Annotated in this window: 14 protein-coding genes; 6 read left to right on the top strand and 8 right to left on the bottom strand. The window is 59.7% G+C overall.

The features are described from left to right. Positions 1-139: 139 nt before the first annotated feature. Positions 140-1,156, top strand: a complete 1,017-nt coding sequence (locus tag QOM10_RS03675; protein WP_316917594.1) for an AraC family transcriptional regulator — start codon at positions 140-142, stop codon at positions 1,154-1,156. Between the two features lie 515 nt (positions 1,157-1,671). Next, the gene (locus QOM10_RS03670; RefSeq protein WP_316917593.1) at positions 1,672-2,037 is read left to right on the top strand and encodes a DUF6124 family protein; all 366 of its coding nucleotides are present in this window, start codon (positions 1,672-1,674) and stop codon (positions 2,035-2,037) included. 394 nt (positions 2,038-2,431) lie between these two features. Here QOM10_RS03670 and QOM10_RS03665 read toward each other — a convergent pair whose 3' ends face one another. The 7 genes from QOM10_RS03665 to QOM10_RS03635 all read right to left on the bottom strand — a co-directional run bounded on the left by QOM10_RS03665 (position 2,432) and on the right by QOM10_RS03635 (position 9,553). Further along, a complete protein-coding gene (locus QOM10_RS03665) occupies positions 2,432-2,800 on the bottom strand; it encodes a glyoxalase superfamily protein (protein ID WP_034154383.1) in 369 nt (122 codons plus the stop codon). A gap of 118 nt (positions 2,801-2,918) precedes the next feature. Then, a complete protein-coding gene (locus QOM10_RS03660; RefSeq protein ID WP_316917592.1) occupies positions 2,919-4,376 on the bottom strand; it encodes a D-aminoacylase in 1,458 nt (485 codons plus the stop codon). A gap of 1 nt (position 4,377) precedes the next feature. After that, positions 4,378-5,238 carry a MurR/RpiR family transcriptional regulator gene (locus QOM10_RS03655; protein ID WP_316917591.1) on the bottom strand — a complete coding sequence of 287 codons (861 nt, stop codon included), beginning with the start codon at positions 5,236-5,238 and terminating at the stop codon, positions 4,378-4,380. 16 nt (positions 5,239-5,254) lie between these two features. Next, positions 5,255-6,604 carry a GntP family permease gene (locus QOM10_RS03650; RefSeq protein WP_150705846.1) on the bottom strand — a complete coding sequence of 450 codons (1,350 nt, stop codon included), beginning with the start codon at positions 6,602-6,604 and terminating at the stop codon, positions 5,255-5,257. 341 nt (positions 6,605-6,945) lie between these two features. Further along, a complete protein-coding gene (locus QOM10_RS03645; RefSeq protein WP_316917590.1) occupies positions 6,946-7,839 on the bottom strand; it encodes an NAD-dependent epimerase/dehydratase family protein in 894 nt (297 codons plus the stop codon). 103 nt (positions 7,840-7,942) lie between these two features. After that, entirely contained in the window at positions 7,943-8,854 is a 912-nt protein-coding gene (locus QOM10_RS03640) for a LysR family transcriptional regulator (RefSeq protein WP_095119571.1), read from the bottom strand. A 108-nt stretch (positions 8,855-8,962) separates the two neighbouring features. Continuing rightward, positions 8,963-9,553, bottom strand: a complete 591-nt coding sequence (locus QOM10_RS03635) for an NAD(P)H-dependent oxidoreductase (RefSeq protein WP_038357444.1) — start codon at positions 9,551-9,553, stop codon at positions 8,963-8,965. A gap of 184 nt (positions 9,554-9,737) precedes the next feature. On the opposite strand from QOM10_RS03635, the gene QOM10_RS03630 reads away from it, so the two are divergent. After that, on the top strand, positions 9,738-10,052 hold the full coding sequence (locus QOM10_RS03630) for a putative quinol monooxygenase (RefSeq protein WP_127925755.1): 315 nt from the start codon (positions 9,738-9,740) through the stop codon (positions 10,050-10,052). On the opposite strand, the gene QOM10_RS03625 is transcribed toward QOM10_RS03630, so the two are convergent. After that, positions 10,042-10,806, bottom strand: a complete 765-nt coding sequence (locus tag QOM10_RS03625) for a sulfite exporter TauE/SafE family protein (protein WP_127925754.1) — start codon at positions 10,804-10,806, stop codon at positions 10,042-10,044. The genes QOM10_RS03630 and QOM10_RS03625 overlap by 11 nt on opposite strands. A 219-nt stretch (positions 10,807-11,025) precedes the next feature. Between QOM10_RS03625 and QOM10_RS03620 the strand changes: the two genes are divergently transcribed. The 3 genes from QOM10_RS03620 (at position 11,026) to QOM10_RS03610 (ending at position 13,145) form a co-directional block, all read left to right on the top strand. Then, a complete protein-coding gene (locus QOM10_RS03620) occupies positions 11,026-11,907 on the top strand; it encodes a LysR substrate-binding domain-containing protein (protein WP_316917589.1) in 882 nt (293 codons plus the stop codon). A gap of 55 nt (positions 11,908-11,962) precedes the next feature. Next, positions 11,963-12,538, top strand: coding sequence for an NAD(P)H-dependent oxidoreductase (locus QOM10_RS03615; protein WP_127925751.1), 576 nt, complete (start codon positions 11,963-11,965; stop codon positions 12,536-12,538). Between the two features lie 196 nt (positions 12,539-12,734). Next, positions 12,735-13,145, top strand: a complete 411-nt coding sequence (locus QOM10_RS03610; RefSeq protein ID WP_127925750.1) for a MerR family transcriptional regulator — start codon at positions 12,735-12,737, stop codon at positions 13,143-13,145. Positions 13,146-13,201: the final 56 nt, after the last annotated feature.

Raw genomic sequence — 13,201 nt, 5'->3', positions numbered from 1 at the left:
ACGGTCGCATCCGGCCAGTTCGTGTAGCCAATTGAGTCAAACGTCGCGCAAGCGTCAGCCATTTACTTTAGTCGGGGTTTCAAATTACCTTTCAGGCTATTCGTCCGCCTCCGCCGCCATTGATCAAAGGAATGGGATCATGCAATCGCTTGGCTTCACCTCGGTTCCGCCGCTGCTCAAGTACCTGCGCCATGCCGAACACTTGGGCATGGCTATCGAGCCGGCGTTGGCGGCGGCGGGTTTACAGGCGCAGCAGTTGAGCGACAACACCCTGCGTTTGCCCGGTGAGGCGCATGAACGCTTGCTGGATTATTTCTGCGAGCACTCGGGCGATCCGTTGTTCGGGCTCAACGCGGCGAATTTCGTCCTGCCCAATTCGTGGAGCGTGCTCGGTTACATCACCATGAACTGCGCGACGCTGGGCGATGCGATGAGCCGGATCATGCCGTTCGAGAAACTGGTGGGGGACATGGGCGTCAGCCGCGCCGAGGTGCAGGACGGCCATGTGCATCTGATCTGGACCTGTCGCTATCAGCGCCCGCGAATTCGTCGGCATCTGGTGGAAAACGTGATGGGGTCGTGGCTGCACTATGCACGCTGGATTGCCGATACACAGATGTCGCCGGCCGGGGTCTGGCTGGAACATTCCTGCCCGGCCGAGGCCACACCGGCGCAGTACGAAGCGTTTTTCGATTGCCCGGTGCTGTTTGATCAGCCGTATTCGGCGCTGGTCGTGCCGCTGGCGTATTTGCAGTTGCCGTTGCGTCAGGCGGATGCGCAGTTACTGCGCACGCTGGAAGAACACGCGATGGGATTGATGGCGACGCTGGAGGATGCGTCGCTGGAACAGCAGGTGAAAAACATTCTGCGGCAGTTGCTCAAGGAAGGTCTGCCGCGCAAGGAGCAAGTCGCCGAGCAGCTAGCCGTTTCAGTGCGTACGTTGCAGCGGCAGTTGCATCAGGCGGGGACGTCGTATCAGCAGATTCTCGATGACCTGCGCCAGGAACTGGCTGAGCATTATTTGCTCAACAGCGCGCTGCCGATTCAGGACATTGCGCAGTATCTGGGGTTTACCGAACCGAGGTCGTTTCATCGCACGTTCAAGAGTCGGCGGGGGATGCCGCCGGGGGAGTTTCGGCAGATGCATCGCGGGTGATTGTTCCGGCCTCTTCGCGAGCAGGCTCGCTCCCACATTGGGTCGTCGGTGAACATCAACTTTGTGAGCAACCGAGATCAACTGTGGGAGCGAGCCTGCTCGCGAATGCGCCAGTTGCCGCACCCAATTCCTACAGGTAAATCTTCGATACTTGAGCGCAATAAACATCCCGCACCAACGGTGTTTAAAGACACTCAGCGTTACGCGAAACAGCCCACAAATCCTTGCGCCGTAACCTACGCCTAAGCCAGAATCCGCCGGCTTGTGCGCCCTGAGCATGCTGCGTAACTTGATTGCGTCACTGATTCCCAGTGATCGGGTTTAGTAGCCCGGTGGTAATTCTGCTGGTCGTACATTCATCACAGGTACTCGCGTATCTGAGCTTGATGGTGGCTGTACGCAGGGCGCTTCGGCGCGCCGGCTTAGCTGAGTTCCCCGGTCTACTAACCTGCGTACAGCTGCCACCCTTTCGTTTAGTAGCCAAAGGGTGGCCGCTCAACAAAGGGAACACAGCTATGTTCAAGATAACGCCAAACCCGCCGGCCACTGACCCGGCCTCCCCCTACGAATCCCCCGACTCAAAGAAATTCCACGAAGCCGGCGAGCGCGCGCTCGACCATTATCTCGGTCCGACGAACGCCGACCTCATGGCTACGCCCTACACTCCCAACACGCTGTACATGGCCAACCCCAATGCCGACACCGAATCCCTGCTGGCCGACGCCAGCGAAACCCTCGGTTCGGCGACGGTCATGCTCAACAACCATGCCGCGCAGGTTGAAGGCACTCACCGCAAAACCCTGCAGGGCATTGCGCAAGTGGTGATGGTGGCGGAAATGGCCGTCAATCGCGTGTTGGACAGGTTAGTGCCGACCGAGTAACGAAAAAGCCCGCTGCCCAACTGGATGGGTTGGATGGCGGGCTTCTTTTTGTGGTGTGTCATTTTCCCTCACCCCAGCCCTCTCCCGGAGGGAGAGGGGGCCGAACGGGGGATATTGATTTGATACGCCGACCTGAAAGTGCTGCGGTGAATCCATAATCGACCCGGTCTTGCAGGTCGGTGGATAGCGCCAGACAACTCGGTCAGTCCCCTCTCCCTCTGGGAGAGGGCTAGGGTGAGGGGCCAACAGTGGGATGTTCGCTAAATACACCGACCTGAAAGTGCTGCTGTGAATCCATAATCGCTGCAGATCTTTCAGGTCGGTGCATAGCGTCAGACAACTCGGTCAGTCCCCTCTCCCTCTGGGAGAGGGCTAGGGTGAGGGGCTTTTCGCTTCAGAGGCTGATCGCGTTGGTAAACACCAACCGATTACCAAACGGATCAACGATCGTCATGTCCTGACTCCCCCACGGCATCGCCTGAATACCCGGGTGGGAGAACTTGTAATCCTTGGCCACCAACTGCTGCTGAAACGCCTCCAGCTCGTCCGTCTCGATACGCAGCGCCGAACCCGGGCACGCATCGCCATGATGCTCGGACAAATGCAGCACACATTCACCACGCGACACCTGCAGATACAACGGAAAATTCGCCTCGAAGCGATGCTGCCAGTCGATCTTGAAACCCAGAAAATCGACGTAGAACTCGACAGCTTTGGCTTCATCGAAGATCCGCAGGATCGGGGTGGTTTTGCCGAAGCTCATGGGGTGCTCCCTGACTGATTGGCCCCACAGTGTAGACGGGGTGGATGTCAGCAATTCGGCCTGTTGATGACTTTCTTTAGTCGCAATGTGCCATCACTGTGACGCAGTCCGCGAAACCTCAGTGAAAATTGTCGCGCAGATCACCCTGTCGCGCGAGAAAGCGCCCTTCCCTGCGACCATTCGCCTGCCCATCGCGATAACTCAAAACACCGTTGATCCACACGCCATCGATGCCCTGCGCCGCACGTTGCGGGTCGTGGAAGTCGGCTACATCACGCACGGTCGCCGGATCGAACAACACCAGATCCGCCCAATAACCTTCACGAATCTCACCGCGCTCTTTCAGCCCGAATCGCGCCGCCGACAGTCCGGTCATCTTGTGCACGGCGGTGTGCAGCGGAAACAGCCCGACATCGCGACTGAAATGTCCGAGAACCCGTGGGAAAGCACCCCACAGGCGCGGATGCGGGAACGGATCTTCGGGCAGTCCGTCAGAGCCGACCATCGATAACGGATGGGCGAGGATTCTTCGTACATCCGCCTCGTCCATGCCGTAGTACACCGCGCCGGCCGGTTGCAGGCGTTTGGCGGCATCGAGCAGCGGCAGATTCCATTCGGCAGCGATGTCGATCAGGTCGCGACCGCTGACTTCCGGGTGCGGCGTCGACCAGGTGATGGTGATGCGATGCGCATCGGTGACTTGCTTCAGATCCAGCGTCGAAGAACTCGCCGCATACGGGTAGCAATCGCAGCCGACCGGGTGGGTTTTCGCGGCCTCTTCCAATGATGCAAGCAGCTCGGGACTGCGCCCCCAGTTACCGACACCGGCACATTTGAGGTGGGAAATGATCACTGGCGATTTCGCATGTCGACCGATTTGAAAAGCCTCATCCATCGCTTCCAGAACCGGGGCAAATTCGCTGCGCAAATGGGTGGTATACACCGCGCCAAAGGCCGTGAGTTCTTCGGTCAGTTGCATCACCTCATCGGTGGATGCGTTGTAGGCGCTGGCGTACGCCAGACCTGTGGATAAACCCAACGCACCAGCCTCAAGGCTTTCGCGTAACTGTTCGCGCATCGCCGCGATTTCTTCTGGCGTCGCGGTGCGGAACAAATCATCCAGATGATTGCTGCGCAGCGCCGTGTGGCCGATCAGTGCCGCCACGTTCAGCGTGGTATTGGCCGCTTCCACCGCCGCGCGGTAATCGCTGAAACGTGGATAAACGAATGCCGCCGCTGTGCCGAGCAGGTTCATCGGGTCGGGCGGATTGCCCTTCAATGTCACGGGCGAGGCGCTGATCCCGCAGTTGCCCACAATCACGGTGGTCACGCCCTGGCTGAGCTTGGGCAGCATCTCTGGCTGACGAATCACCACGGTGTCGTCGTGGGTATGCACGTCGATAAAACCGGGCGCCAGCACGCGACCGGCGGCGTCGATTTCCTCGCTGGCGGTGGCATCGTGCAAGTCGCCGATACGCTCGATGCGGCCATCGCGAATCGCCACGTCGGCCTTGTAGCCGGGCACGTTGCTGCCATCGATGATCAGGGCATTGCGAATCAGGGTGTCGTACAGCATGTCAGTCTCCCAGCGGCAGGTGATCGTCGCCGCCACGGTATTCGTCGAGGGCGAGTTTGATCCGCCGCAGACGTTCTTGATTGTCTTCAGGATTGGCCAGCGCCAGCTCAGTGGCGAGCACGTCGATGGCGAGCAACATGCCGTAGCGCGCCGCCGTCGGTTTGTAGATGAACGAGGTTTCCGCACCTTGCAGCGGCAGGACAATGTCGGCCAGTTGCGCCAGCGGCGAATCGGCGCGGGTGATCGCCAGAATGCGCGCGCCATAGTTACGTGCCAGTTCGACAGTCTCAAGCAACTCCGGGGTGATGCCGGTCAGCGAACAGACGATGAGCACTTGCTCGGAATTCAGGCTGGCGGCGGTGACGCGCATCATCACCGCGTCATGACACACCGCAATCGGGTAGCCGAGGCGCACCAGGCGTACCTGCAATTCGTCGCTGCACAGGGTCGAGCAACCGCCCAGGCCGAAGGCTTGAATCATTCGTGCCTGGCCGAGCATCTTCACCGCATCGGCAAAGCGTGATTCATCGAATCCGGCCAGATGCTGGCGCAGGGTGGTTTCGATGTCGCCGACAATCTGCCCATAGAACGCCGACTGTTCAGGCGTGCCCGCCGGGTCGAGAAAACGGCTACCAACGCCGCTGGCCTGAGCCAGTTGCAGGCGCAGATCACGCAAGTCGCGGCAGCCTACGGTGCGGGCGAAACGCGACAGCGTGGCGGTGCTGACTTCGGCGCGTTGCGCGAGGTCTTCGAGGCTGGCGCTGGCGGCGAAACCAACGTCATCGAGCATCAAACGGGCGATGCGGCCTTCACCGGCGCTGAAGGAATCCTGACGGGCGCGGATCTGGTAGAGGATGTCCATGGGCGGCGGGCTCCGGTTACAGCAGGTAAGAAAGGCCGACGGTCAGGCCGAACGCGACTATCGAGATCAGCGTCTCGAGCACGGTCCAGGTCTTGAACGTCTGTGCGACCGTCATGTTGAAGTATTCCTTGATCAACCAGAAGCCGCCGTCGTTGACGTGAGAAAAGATAACCGAGCCCGCGCCGGTCGCCAGCACCAATAGCTCAGGGTGTGGATAACCCAGACCAATGGCCACTGGCGCGACCACGCCGGACGCGGTGGTCATCGCCACGGTTGCCGAACCCGTGGCGATGCGCATCAACGCAGCAAACAACCACCCCATGATCAGCGGCGACAAGTGAAACTCATGAGCGAGGCCGACGATCTGATCGGTCACACCGGCATCCACCAGAATGCGGTTCAAGCCACCACCGGCACCGACCAGCAACGTGATACTGGCAGTCGGCGCCAGACATTCGTTGGTGAATTTGAGAATAGATTCGCGGTTGAAGCCCTGGGCGATGCCGAGCGTCCAGAAGCTCAGCAAGGTCGCCAGCAGCAGCGCAATCACCGAGTTGCCGATGAACAACAGGAACTGGTTGAAGCCGCTGCCCGGCGTGGAAATCAGGTTGGCCCAGCCACCGATCAGCATCAACACCACCGGCAACAGAATGGTCGCCATGGTGATGCCGAAACCCGGCAGTTTGTCGCGCGGTTCGCGGTCGAGAAATTGCTTTTCCAGCGGGTTATCCGCCGGCAATTGAATGCGCGGCACGATGAATTTGGCGTACAGCGGGCCGGCAATGATCGCGGTCGGAATACCGATGGCAATCGCATACAGCAAGGTCTGCCCGACCGACGCCTGATACGCCTGCACCGCGAGCATCGCCGCCGGGTGTGGCGGCACCAGCGCATGCACCACCGACAGGCCGGCAACCATCGGCAAACCGACCATCAGAATCGACACGCCGACGCGCCGCGCCACAGTGAATGCAATCGGCACCAGCAACACGAAACCGACTTCGAAGAACAACGGCAGGCCCACCAGGAAGGCGATGCAGACCATCGCCCAGTGCGCGTTCTTCTCGCCAAACTTGTCGATCAGCGTGCGCGCCATCTGCTCGGCGCCACCGGACTCGGCCATCATCTTGCCGAGCATCGTCCCCAGCGCGACCACCAGCGCGATATGCCCCAGCGTCTTGCCCACCCCGGCCTCATACGCCCCCACCACACCCGACGGCGGCATCCCGGCCACCAGCGCCAGGCCGATGGAAATCAGGGTGATGACGATGAACGGATTGAGCCGGTAACGGGCGATCAACACGATCAGCGCGATGATGGCGACGGCGGCATAGACCAGCAGCCAATAGCCGAAGGAAGGCGTCATGCGGTACTCCTCGAAAGGGTCACGTTCGTATGGGTTGTGAAACTCATAAATCATTTCGAGAACGAGATTTCAAACCGCATGAAAGTAATTTTCGTGGAGAGGCAAGGCGTGTCGCTAATAGGTATGTCTTGTCGTGATTAATGAAAATCAGGGGGAGGGATTTACATGGCTTTTCGGTGAACGAGAAACCAATGTGGGAGCGAGCCTGCTCGCGAAGGCGGCTTCACATTCAACATCTCTATCGACTGAAAAACCGCTTTCGCGAGCGGGCTCGCTCCCACAGTTTTGATCGCATTCCTCCAGACAGAAATGCGCAAAACCTGTGGGAGCTGGTGGACGACTCACTCCATTTCGTTACGAATCCATTCAACCACCGACGTACGCTTCGGCACCCAGCCCAGCAGTTCGCGGGCGTGTTCGCCGCGCACTCGGCTGTTGGAGCCGAGGCCGTAGTTGGCCATTTCGTAGCCCCATTCGGCTTCGGCGTCTTTCAGCGGCCAGTCTTGCGGTTGACCCAGATTCAGCGCTTCGGCCATGGCGGTGGTCATGTCGATGAACGACGCTTCGCCGCTTTCGACAAAGTAGAACGTGCCCGGGACGTTCTTGGTCAGCGCCAGCAGGTAGAGGGCGACGACGTCTTCGATGTGCACGTTGGACCAGATGTTCTGGCCGGTACCGACGTGGCGCACCACGCCGCTTTTGCGTGCTTGCTTGAGCAGTCGTGGCAATTGCACGCTGTCGCGATTGACGCCCAGGCTGTGGCCGTAGATCAGCGTGTTGCAGATAACGGCGGAATTCACGCCGTCCTTCGCCGCCGCGAGGATCAGGTTGTCGATGGCCACGCGGGCGGCCTTGTCGACGGTCGGCTCCGGCAGATTGTCCTCGTAGTAGATGACATCGCTGGATTTACCGCCCGAGGCATCACCGACGATGCTCGAACCGCTGGTGTGCAGGAACACTTTGTTGGAACCGCGCAAGGCATCGAGCAACGCTTCAACTGCACCGCGATGGTCGCTGCTGGCGGCGTTGATCACCGCGTCGGCAGCGCGGGCCTGTTCGGCGAGCAGTGTTTTGTCGTCGAGAGTGCCGATGACCGGGGTGATCCCGATGGCTTTCAGCTCTTCAGCCTGTTCGGCGCTGCGCACCAGACCGGTGACTTGATGCCCGGCCTTGACCAGACCGGTAGCGATCGAGCCGCCGATAAAACCGGCAGCGCCGGTGACGAATACGTTCATGGAGAAACTCCCTGCGTGAGTAAGTGATGGGACGAGTATCTGCCCGTGAGCCGGGGGGAAAAACCCGTCCCCGCCCAATTCACTCTTGCGCAGAGGTCACGAATCAGCCCTTGAAGTCGGCGCTGGCGTAAGCCGCGAGTTTGCTCTGGATGAAGTCGAGGAAGCATTGAATGCGCAGCGCCAGTTGCGAGTTACGGTAGTAAACGGCGTTGATTGGCTGGCGATAACCGCTGTTGAATTCGCCGAGCAGGACTTTCAGGCGCCCGGCACGGATGTCATCGATGGTCATGAAGTGCGACAGGCAAGCGATGCCCTGCCCTTCCAGCGCCAAATGGCGCACGGTCTCGCCGCTGGAAGCACTGATCGCCGGGGTGATCGGCCAGCGGTCGCCGTGCACATAGCGCAGCGGCCATTGATTGAGGCCTTCGTTCTGGGTGAAGCCAAGCAAGGTGTGTTCGCTCAGATCGGCAACTTGCTGCGGCGCGCCATGTTTTTCCAGGTAGGCGGGGCTGGCGACGATCAGCAGCGGACTGCAGCCGAGCGAGCGCGCGTGCAGCGTCGAATCGGCGAGAGTGCCGATACGGATGGCGATGTCGGTGCTTTGTTCCAGCAGGTCAATGATCAGGTCATTGCTGTTGAGTTCGAGCTGGATATCCGGATAGAGCCGACGGAATTCGTCGATGTACGGGACCACCGCGTGGAGCATGAACGGTGATGCGGCATTGATCCGCAAGCGCCCGGATGGGGTTTGCTGGCGCGAGGACAGGCGCTCTTCGAGTTGCTCCATCTGATCGAGAATCAGCTTGGCTTGCTCGAAGAAATACTTGCCCTCCTCGGTCAGATCCATGCGCCGCGTGGTGCGGTTGATCAGCGTGGTGTCGAGCTTGGCTTCCAGCTTCGACAACGTGCGGCTGACCGCCGACGGCGTTTGCCCGACCTGTTCGGCGGCGGCGGAAATCGAACCGCATTCGATCACGCAGACGAAAATCTGCAACTCATCGGATCTGGCTTTCACGGGTGTCCTCTTTGAAATCGCCAAGATCGCAGATGACTGCAACTCTCTTTAGGAGCTGCCGCAGGCTGCGATCTTTTGCTGTTACCACCGATAGTAGCCCGAAACCATTCAGCCCTTGAGACCAAACACCTCGGTCAAATGCTGCTCATAACGCGCCACATCAGCCTCGATGTTCGGACGTTTCATCACGTCGACACACAAAAAGGTCGGCAACCCGGTCATGCCCAAAAATTCATTGGCCTTGTGAAACGGGAAGTACACCGCATCCACGCCTTTGGCTTCAAAGAAGTCAGTCGGGTCATCGAACGCCTGCTGCGGTGCATTCCAGGTCAGCGACAGCATGTATTGCTTGCCCTGAATCAGGCCACCGCTGCCGTACTTCTGCGACGCATCGGAACGGGTGCGGCCATCGCTGGCGTAGAGGCTGCCGTGGCCTTCGGTGAAGACTTCGTCGAGGTACTTTTTCACCGTCCATGGCGCGCCCATCCACCAGCCAGGCATCTGATAAATGATCACGTCGGCCCAGAGAAATTTCGCCACCTCTTCGGCAACGTCGTAGCCCTCGTCGATGAACGTGGTTTTCACATCGACACCGCCACGATCGAGCACGCTCAGCGCGGCCTCATGCAGGGTGGCGTTGTAGCGACCGTCGGAGTGAGCGAATTTTTTACCGCCATTGAGCAACAGCACTTTTTTCATGAGAAAGCCTCGGCGCAGCCAGTGGGCTGGATGGAGAAGGGAAACTGGAATGGCGGCAGGTTAACGATCCGCCTCGCGCGGAATAAGGCCTGATTGCGCAAAATACATTTGATCAAAAGGCACGAATCTATCGTCGATTGTTGCAATAACATCCGCGGCATTCTGAATTTGAGGAGTCGTTGTGATGAGTGAACGCTTGGGTTTTATCCTGCACGCCAAGACCCGCCCGGAAAAAGCCGAGGCTTTCGAAGCGCTGTTTCGTGCCTATGTCGAGCCGAGTCGCGCTGAGCCGGGTTGTATCGAGTACCACATGCTGCGCGACAAGGAAGATCCGACGCTGTTCATCTTCTACGAGATCTGGGCGTCCCAGGCGCATCTCGACGTGCACTCGAATCTGCCGCACATGAAGGCATTCTTTGAGCGACGCATGGATTATCTGGAGCGTGATTTTGATATCCGCCAGATTGAAATGCTCAGCGAGGCCTCGGCTAACCGCTGATCAATAAATGGGCGCCGAGCGCGCCCAGACCGATGAAGAACACGCGCTTGAACAGCAGGGCGCTGATCCTCTGGCGCAGCCATTGACCGAGCAACATGCCCAGCACCGCCGGGATCAACGCCAGCAGTGAGGCAGTGAGTTCGCCACCACCGAGGGCGCCGCGCCAGAGCAATCCAGCGGCCAGTGCCAACGTTGAAACGGTGAAGGACAGGCCCAGCGCCTGCACCAGTTGATCGCGATTTAACCCCAGCGCTTGCAGGTACGGCACCGCCGGGATCACGAAGACGCCGGTGGCCGAAGTGATTACACCCGTGATCAAACCGCACGCCGGACCCAGCCAGCCTTCATGACGTGGATTGACACTCAGCGTTGGCAGAAACAAGCCGCTCAACGCGTAGAGCAACAGTGCCGCGCCGAGTCCGCGTACCACCCACTGCCCGCCTGCCATGCCGATCCACATTGTGCCGACGCCGGTGCCGAGAAAGATCATCAGCAGCATCGGCCAGAGGCGTTTGATCAGTCCTTTCAAATGCCCGCCGAATGCCAGTTGCCAGACATTGGTCAGGGTTGCCGGAATGATCAGCAGTGCGGCTGCCTGCGACGGCGCCATAGCCAGACCGAGCAAGCCCATGGCAACGGTGGGCAGGCCGAGGCCGATCACGCCTTTGATCAGGCCGGCGAGGATGAAGGTCGTGATGACCAGCAAGGACAGGGCTAGACCGAGGTGTTGGTAGAAATCTGTGAGTGTGTTCATGGCGCTACTCTGCGCCAGTCCGGGTTGGCTGAAAATCTGCCATATACTGAGGGTGCCTCTCTTTTAGCAAGAGGCTGATTTTTCCATTGAGTCTTCTGGCCCCTTCGCGAGCAGGCTCGCTCCCACAGGGGATTTGTGTACGACACCCATCCAATGTGGGAGCGAGCCTGCTCGCGAAGGGGGCCGCCCAGACACCACAAAAACCAGAGGCTGCCAACCATGCACTTCGACCTCACCGACCTGCGCCTCTATCTGCACATCCTCGACACCGGCAATATCACCGCCGGCGCCGCCCGCAGCCATTTATCCCTGGCCGCCGCCAGCGCCAGAATCCGCGCCATGGAAGCCTCGCTCGGCAGCGATTTCCTTGAGCGCGGCCGCCGTGGCGTCACCCCGACGCCCGCCGGCAAAGCCCTCGCCCACCATGCGCGCATCCTTCTGCAACAGGCCGAACGCATGCAGCAGGATCTGGCCGATTATGCCCAAGGCGTCAAAGGTCAGGTGCGCTTGCTGTGCAACACCACGGCGATCACCGAATACCTGCCGGAAGTGCTCGCGGACTTCTTGCGCGACCATCCCAATCTGGATATCGATCTGCAAGAACTGCCCAGCGCCCGCATCACTCACGCCCTGCGTCAGGGCGCGGCAGACTTGGGCATCGTGTCTGATGCGGTAGACACCAGCGGCTTGCAAACCCGCGCGTTTCGCGATGATCCACTGGTGCTGGTTTTGCCGCCGGGTCATGCCCTGGCGAGTCGGGCCTCGCTGACGTTCGGCGAAACCCTGGCGCATGACTACGTGACGCTCAGCGCCATCAGCGCACTGGCCATTCATCTGGAGGAACAGGCCCTGCACATCGGCCAGCGCATGACCATCCGCATCCGCACCGATGGCTTTGACGGTGTCATGCGCATGGTCGCTCGAGGCGCGGGCCTGGCCATCGTGCCCAAGGTTGCCGTCGAGCGTTGGGCCCCCCTGCATGCGCTGATCTGCCGTCCGCTCGACGACCTCTGGGCGAATCGCACCTTGAAACTGTGCGCGCGGGATTTCGACCACCTGCCCGGTTACGCCCGTGCCCTGCTCGATGCGCTGATGCCTTGACTCTACCGCTAGGGGCAGACTCTATCCTGCAGGCTTCATTTCAGGAGTACACACAATGAGCAAACGAATGCTCGTGATTCTGGGTCACCCCTCCACCGACAGTTTTTGCGGGGCATTGAGTGAGACCTACGTGCAGGCGGCCAAAGACGCCGGGCATGACGTCCGCCTGTTGCGCCTGGACGCGCTGGCGTTCGACCCGGTTCTGCACGAGGGTTACAACAAGATTCAGCCACTGGAGCCGGATCTGCTGCAAGCCCAGGCCGACATCACCTGGGCTGAACACCTGACGTTTGTCTATCCGATCTGGTGGGGCGGGATTCCGGCGTTGCTGAAGGGATTTGTCGACCGGATTTTCCTGCCCGGTTTTGCCTTCAAGTATCGCGAAGGCAAAGCGTTCCCGGACAAGCTGCTCAAGGGCCGCACTGCGCATCTGCTGGTGACCATGGACACGCCGTACTGGTATTACAAATGGGTCTACGGCATGCCGGGGCTGCATCAGATGCGCAAGACCACCCTGGAATTCTGCGGGATCAAGCCATTGAAGACGCTGACCTTCGGGCCAATTCTAGGCTCCAAACCGAAACAGCGCGAAAACTGGCTGGAGCAAGCCCGCGTGAGCGCCGCCTGCTGACGTAACACGGCTGAAACACTGACGGCGCGTGGCCGTCGTCAGTCCGTCTGCGGGTTCCTGTCGGTGCCCGCCCGTCGCCTGTGCGCGTCTTTTACGCACAGCTGCAATCTTGTGATGCTATTGGACATATAATCGCCGCCGATCAGGCATGACGCCTGATTGCGCTAGCTATGTTTGACCATCGAGACGGACCTTTATGTATATCGGCAAAGCCGCCCAGCTGTCGGGCACCACTGTCAAAAGCATTCGCCACTACGAAGAAATCGGCCTGTTGCCCGAACCCAAGCGTGAAGGTAAATACCGCATCTACAGCCAGCAAAGTGTCGAGGTGTTGACGTTCATCAAGTGCGCCCAGCAACTGGGCTTCAAGCTCAAAGAGCTGCAGGTGATCCTCAACAACTACCGCGGCGACGAATTCCCGTGGGACATGGCGCAACGAGCCATTGCCGAAAAAAAAGCCGAACTGGTGACCCAGATCGGCGATTTGCAGCAATTGCACGACGGCCTCGAAGCGTTCGAAAGCAACCTCAACGATGCGCGCCAGGAATGCCAGTTCGAGCGCATTGCCCGTTATGGCGAAAAAAACCCGGTCAATACACTGAACTGAAAACCCTTCTGCGCCGCATGACCGGGCTCGCCTGCCGTCTCAGGGCAGGCGCACCC

The sequence above is a fragment of the Pseudomonas sp. P108 genome (genome assembly GCF_032613195.1).
In the GTDB taxonomy this organism is placed as follows: domain Bacteria; phylum Pseudomonadota; class Gammaproteobacteria; order Pseudomonadales; family Pseudomonadaceae; genus Aquipseudomonas.
Note: the sequence above shows the minus strand (reverse complement) of the source record. Positions and strands in the feature narration are given on the sequence as shown.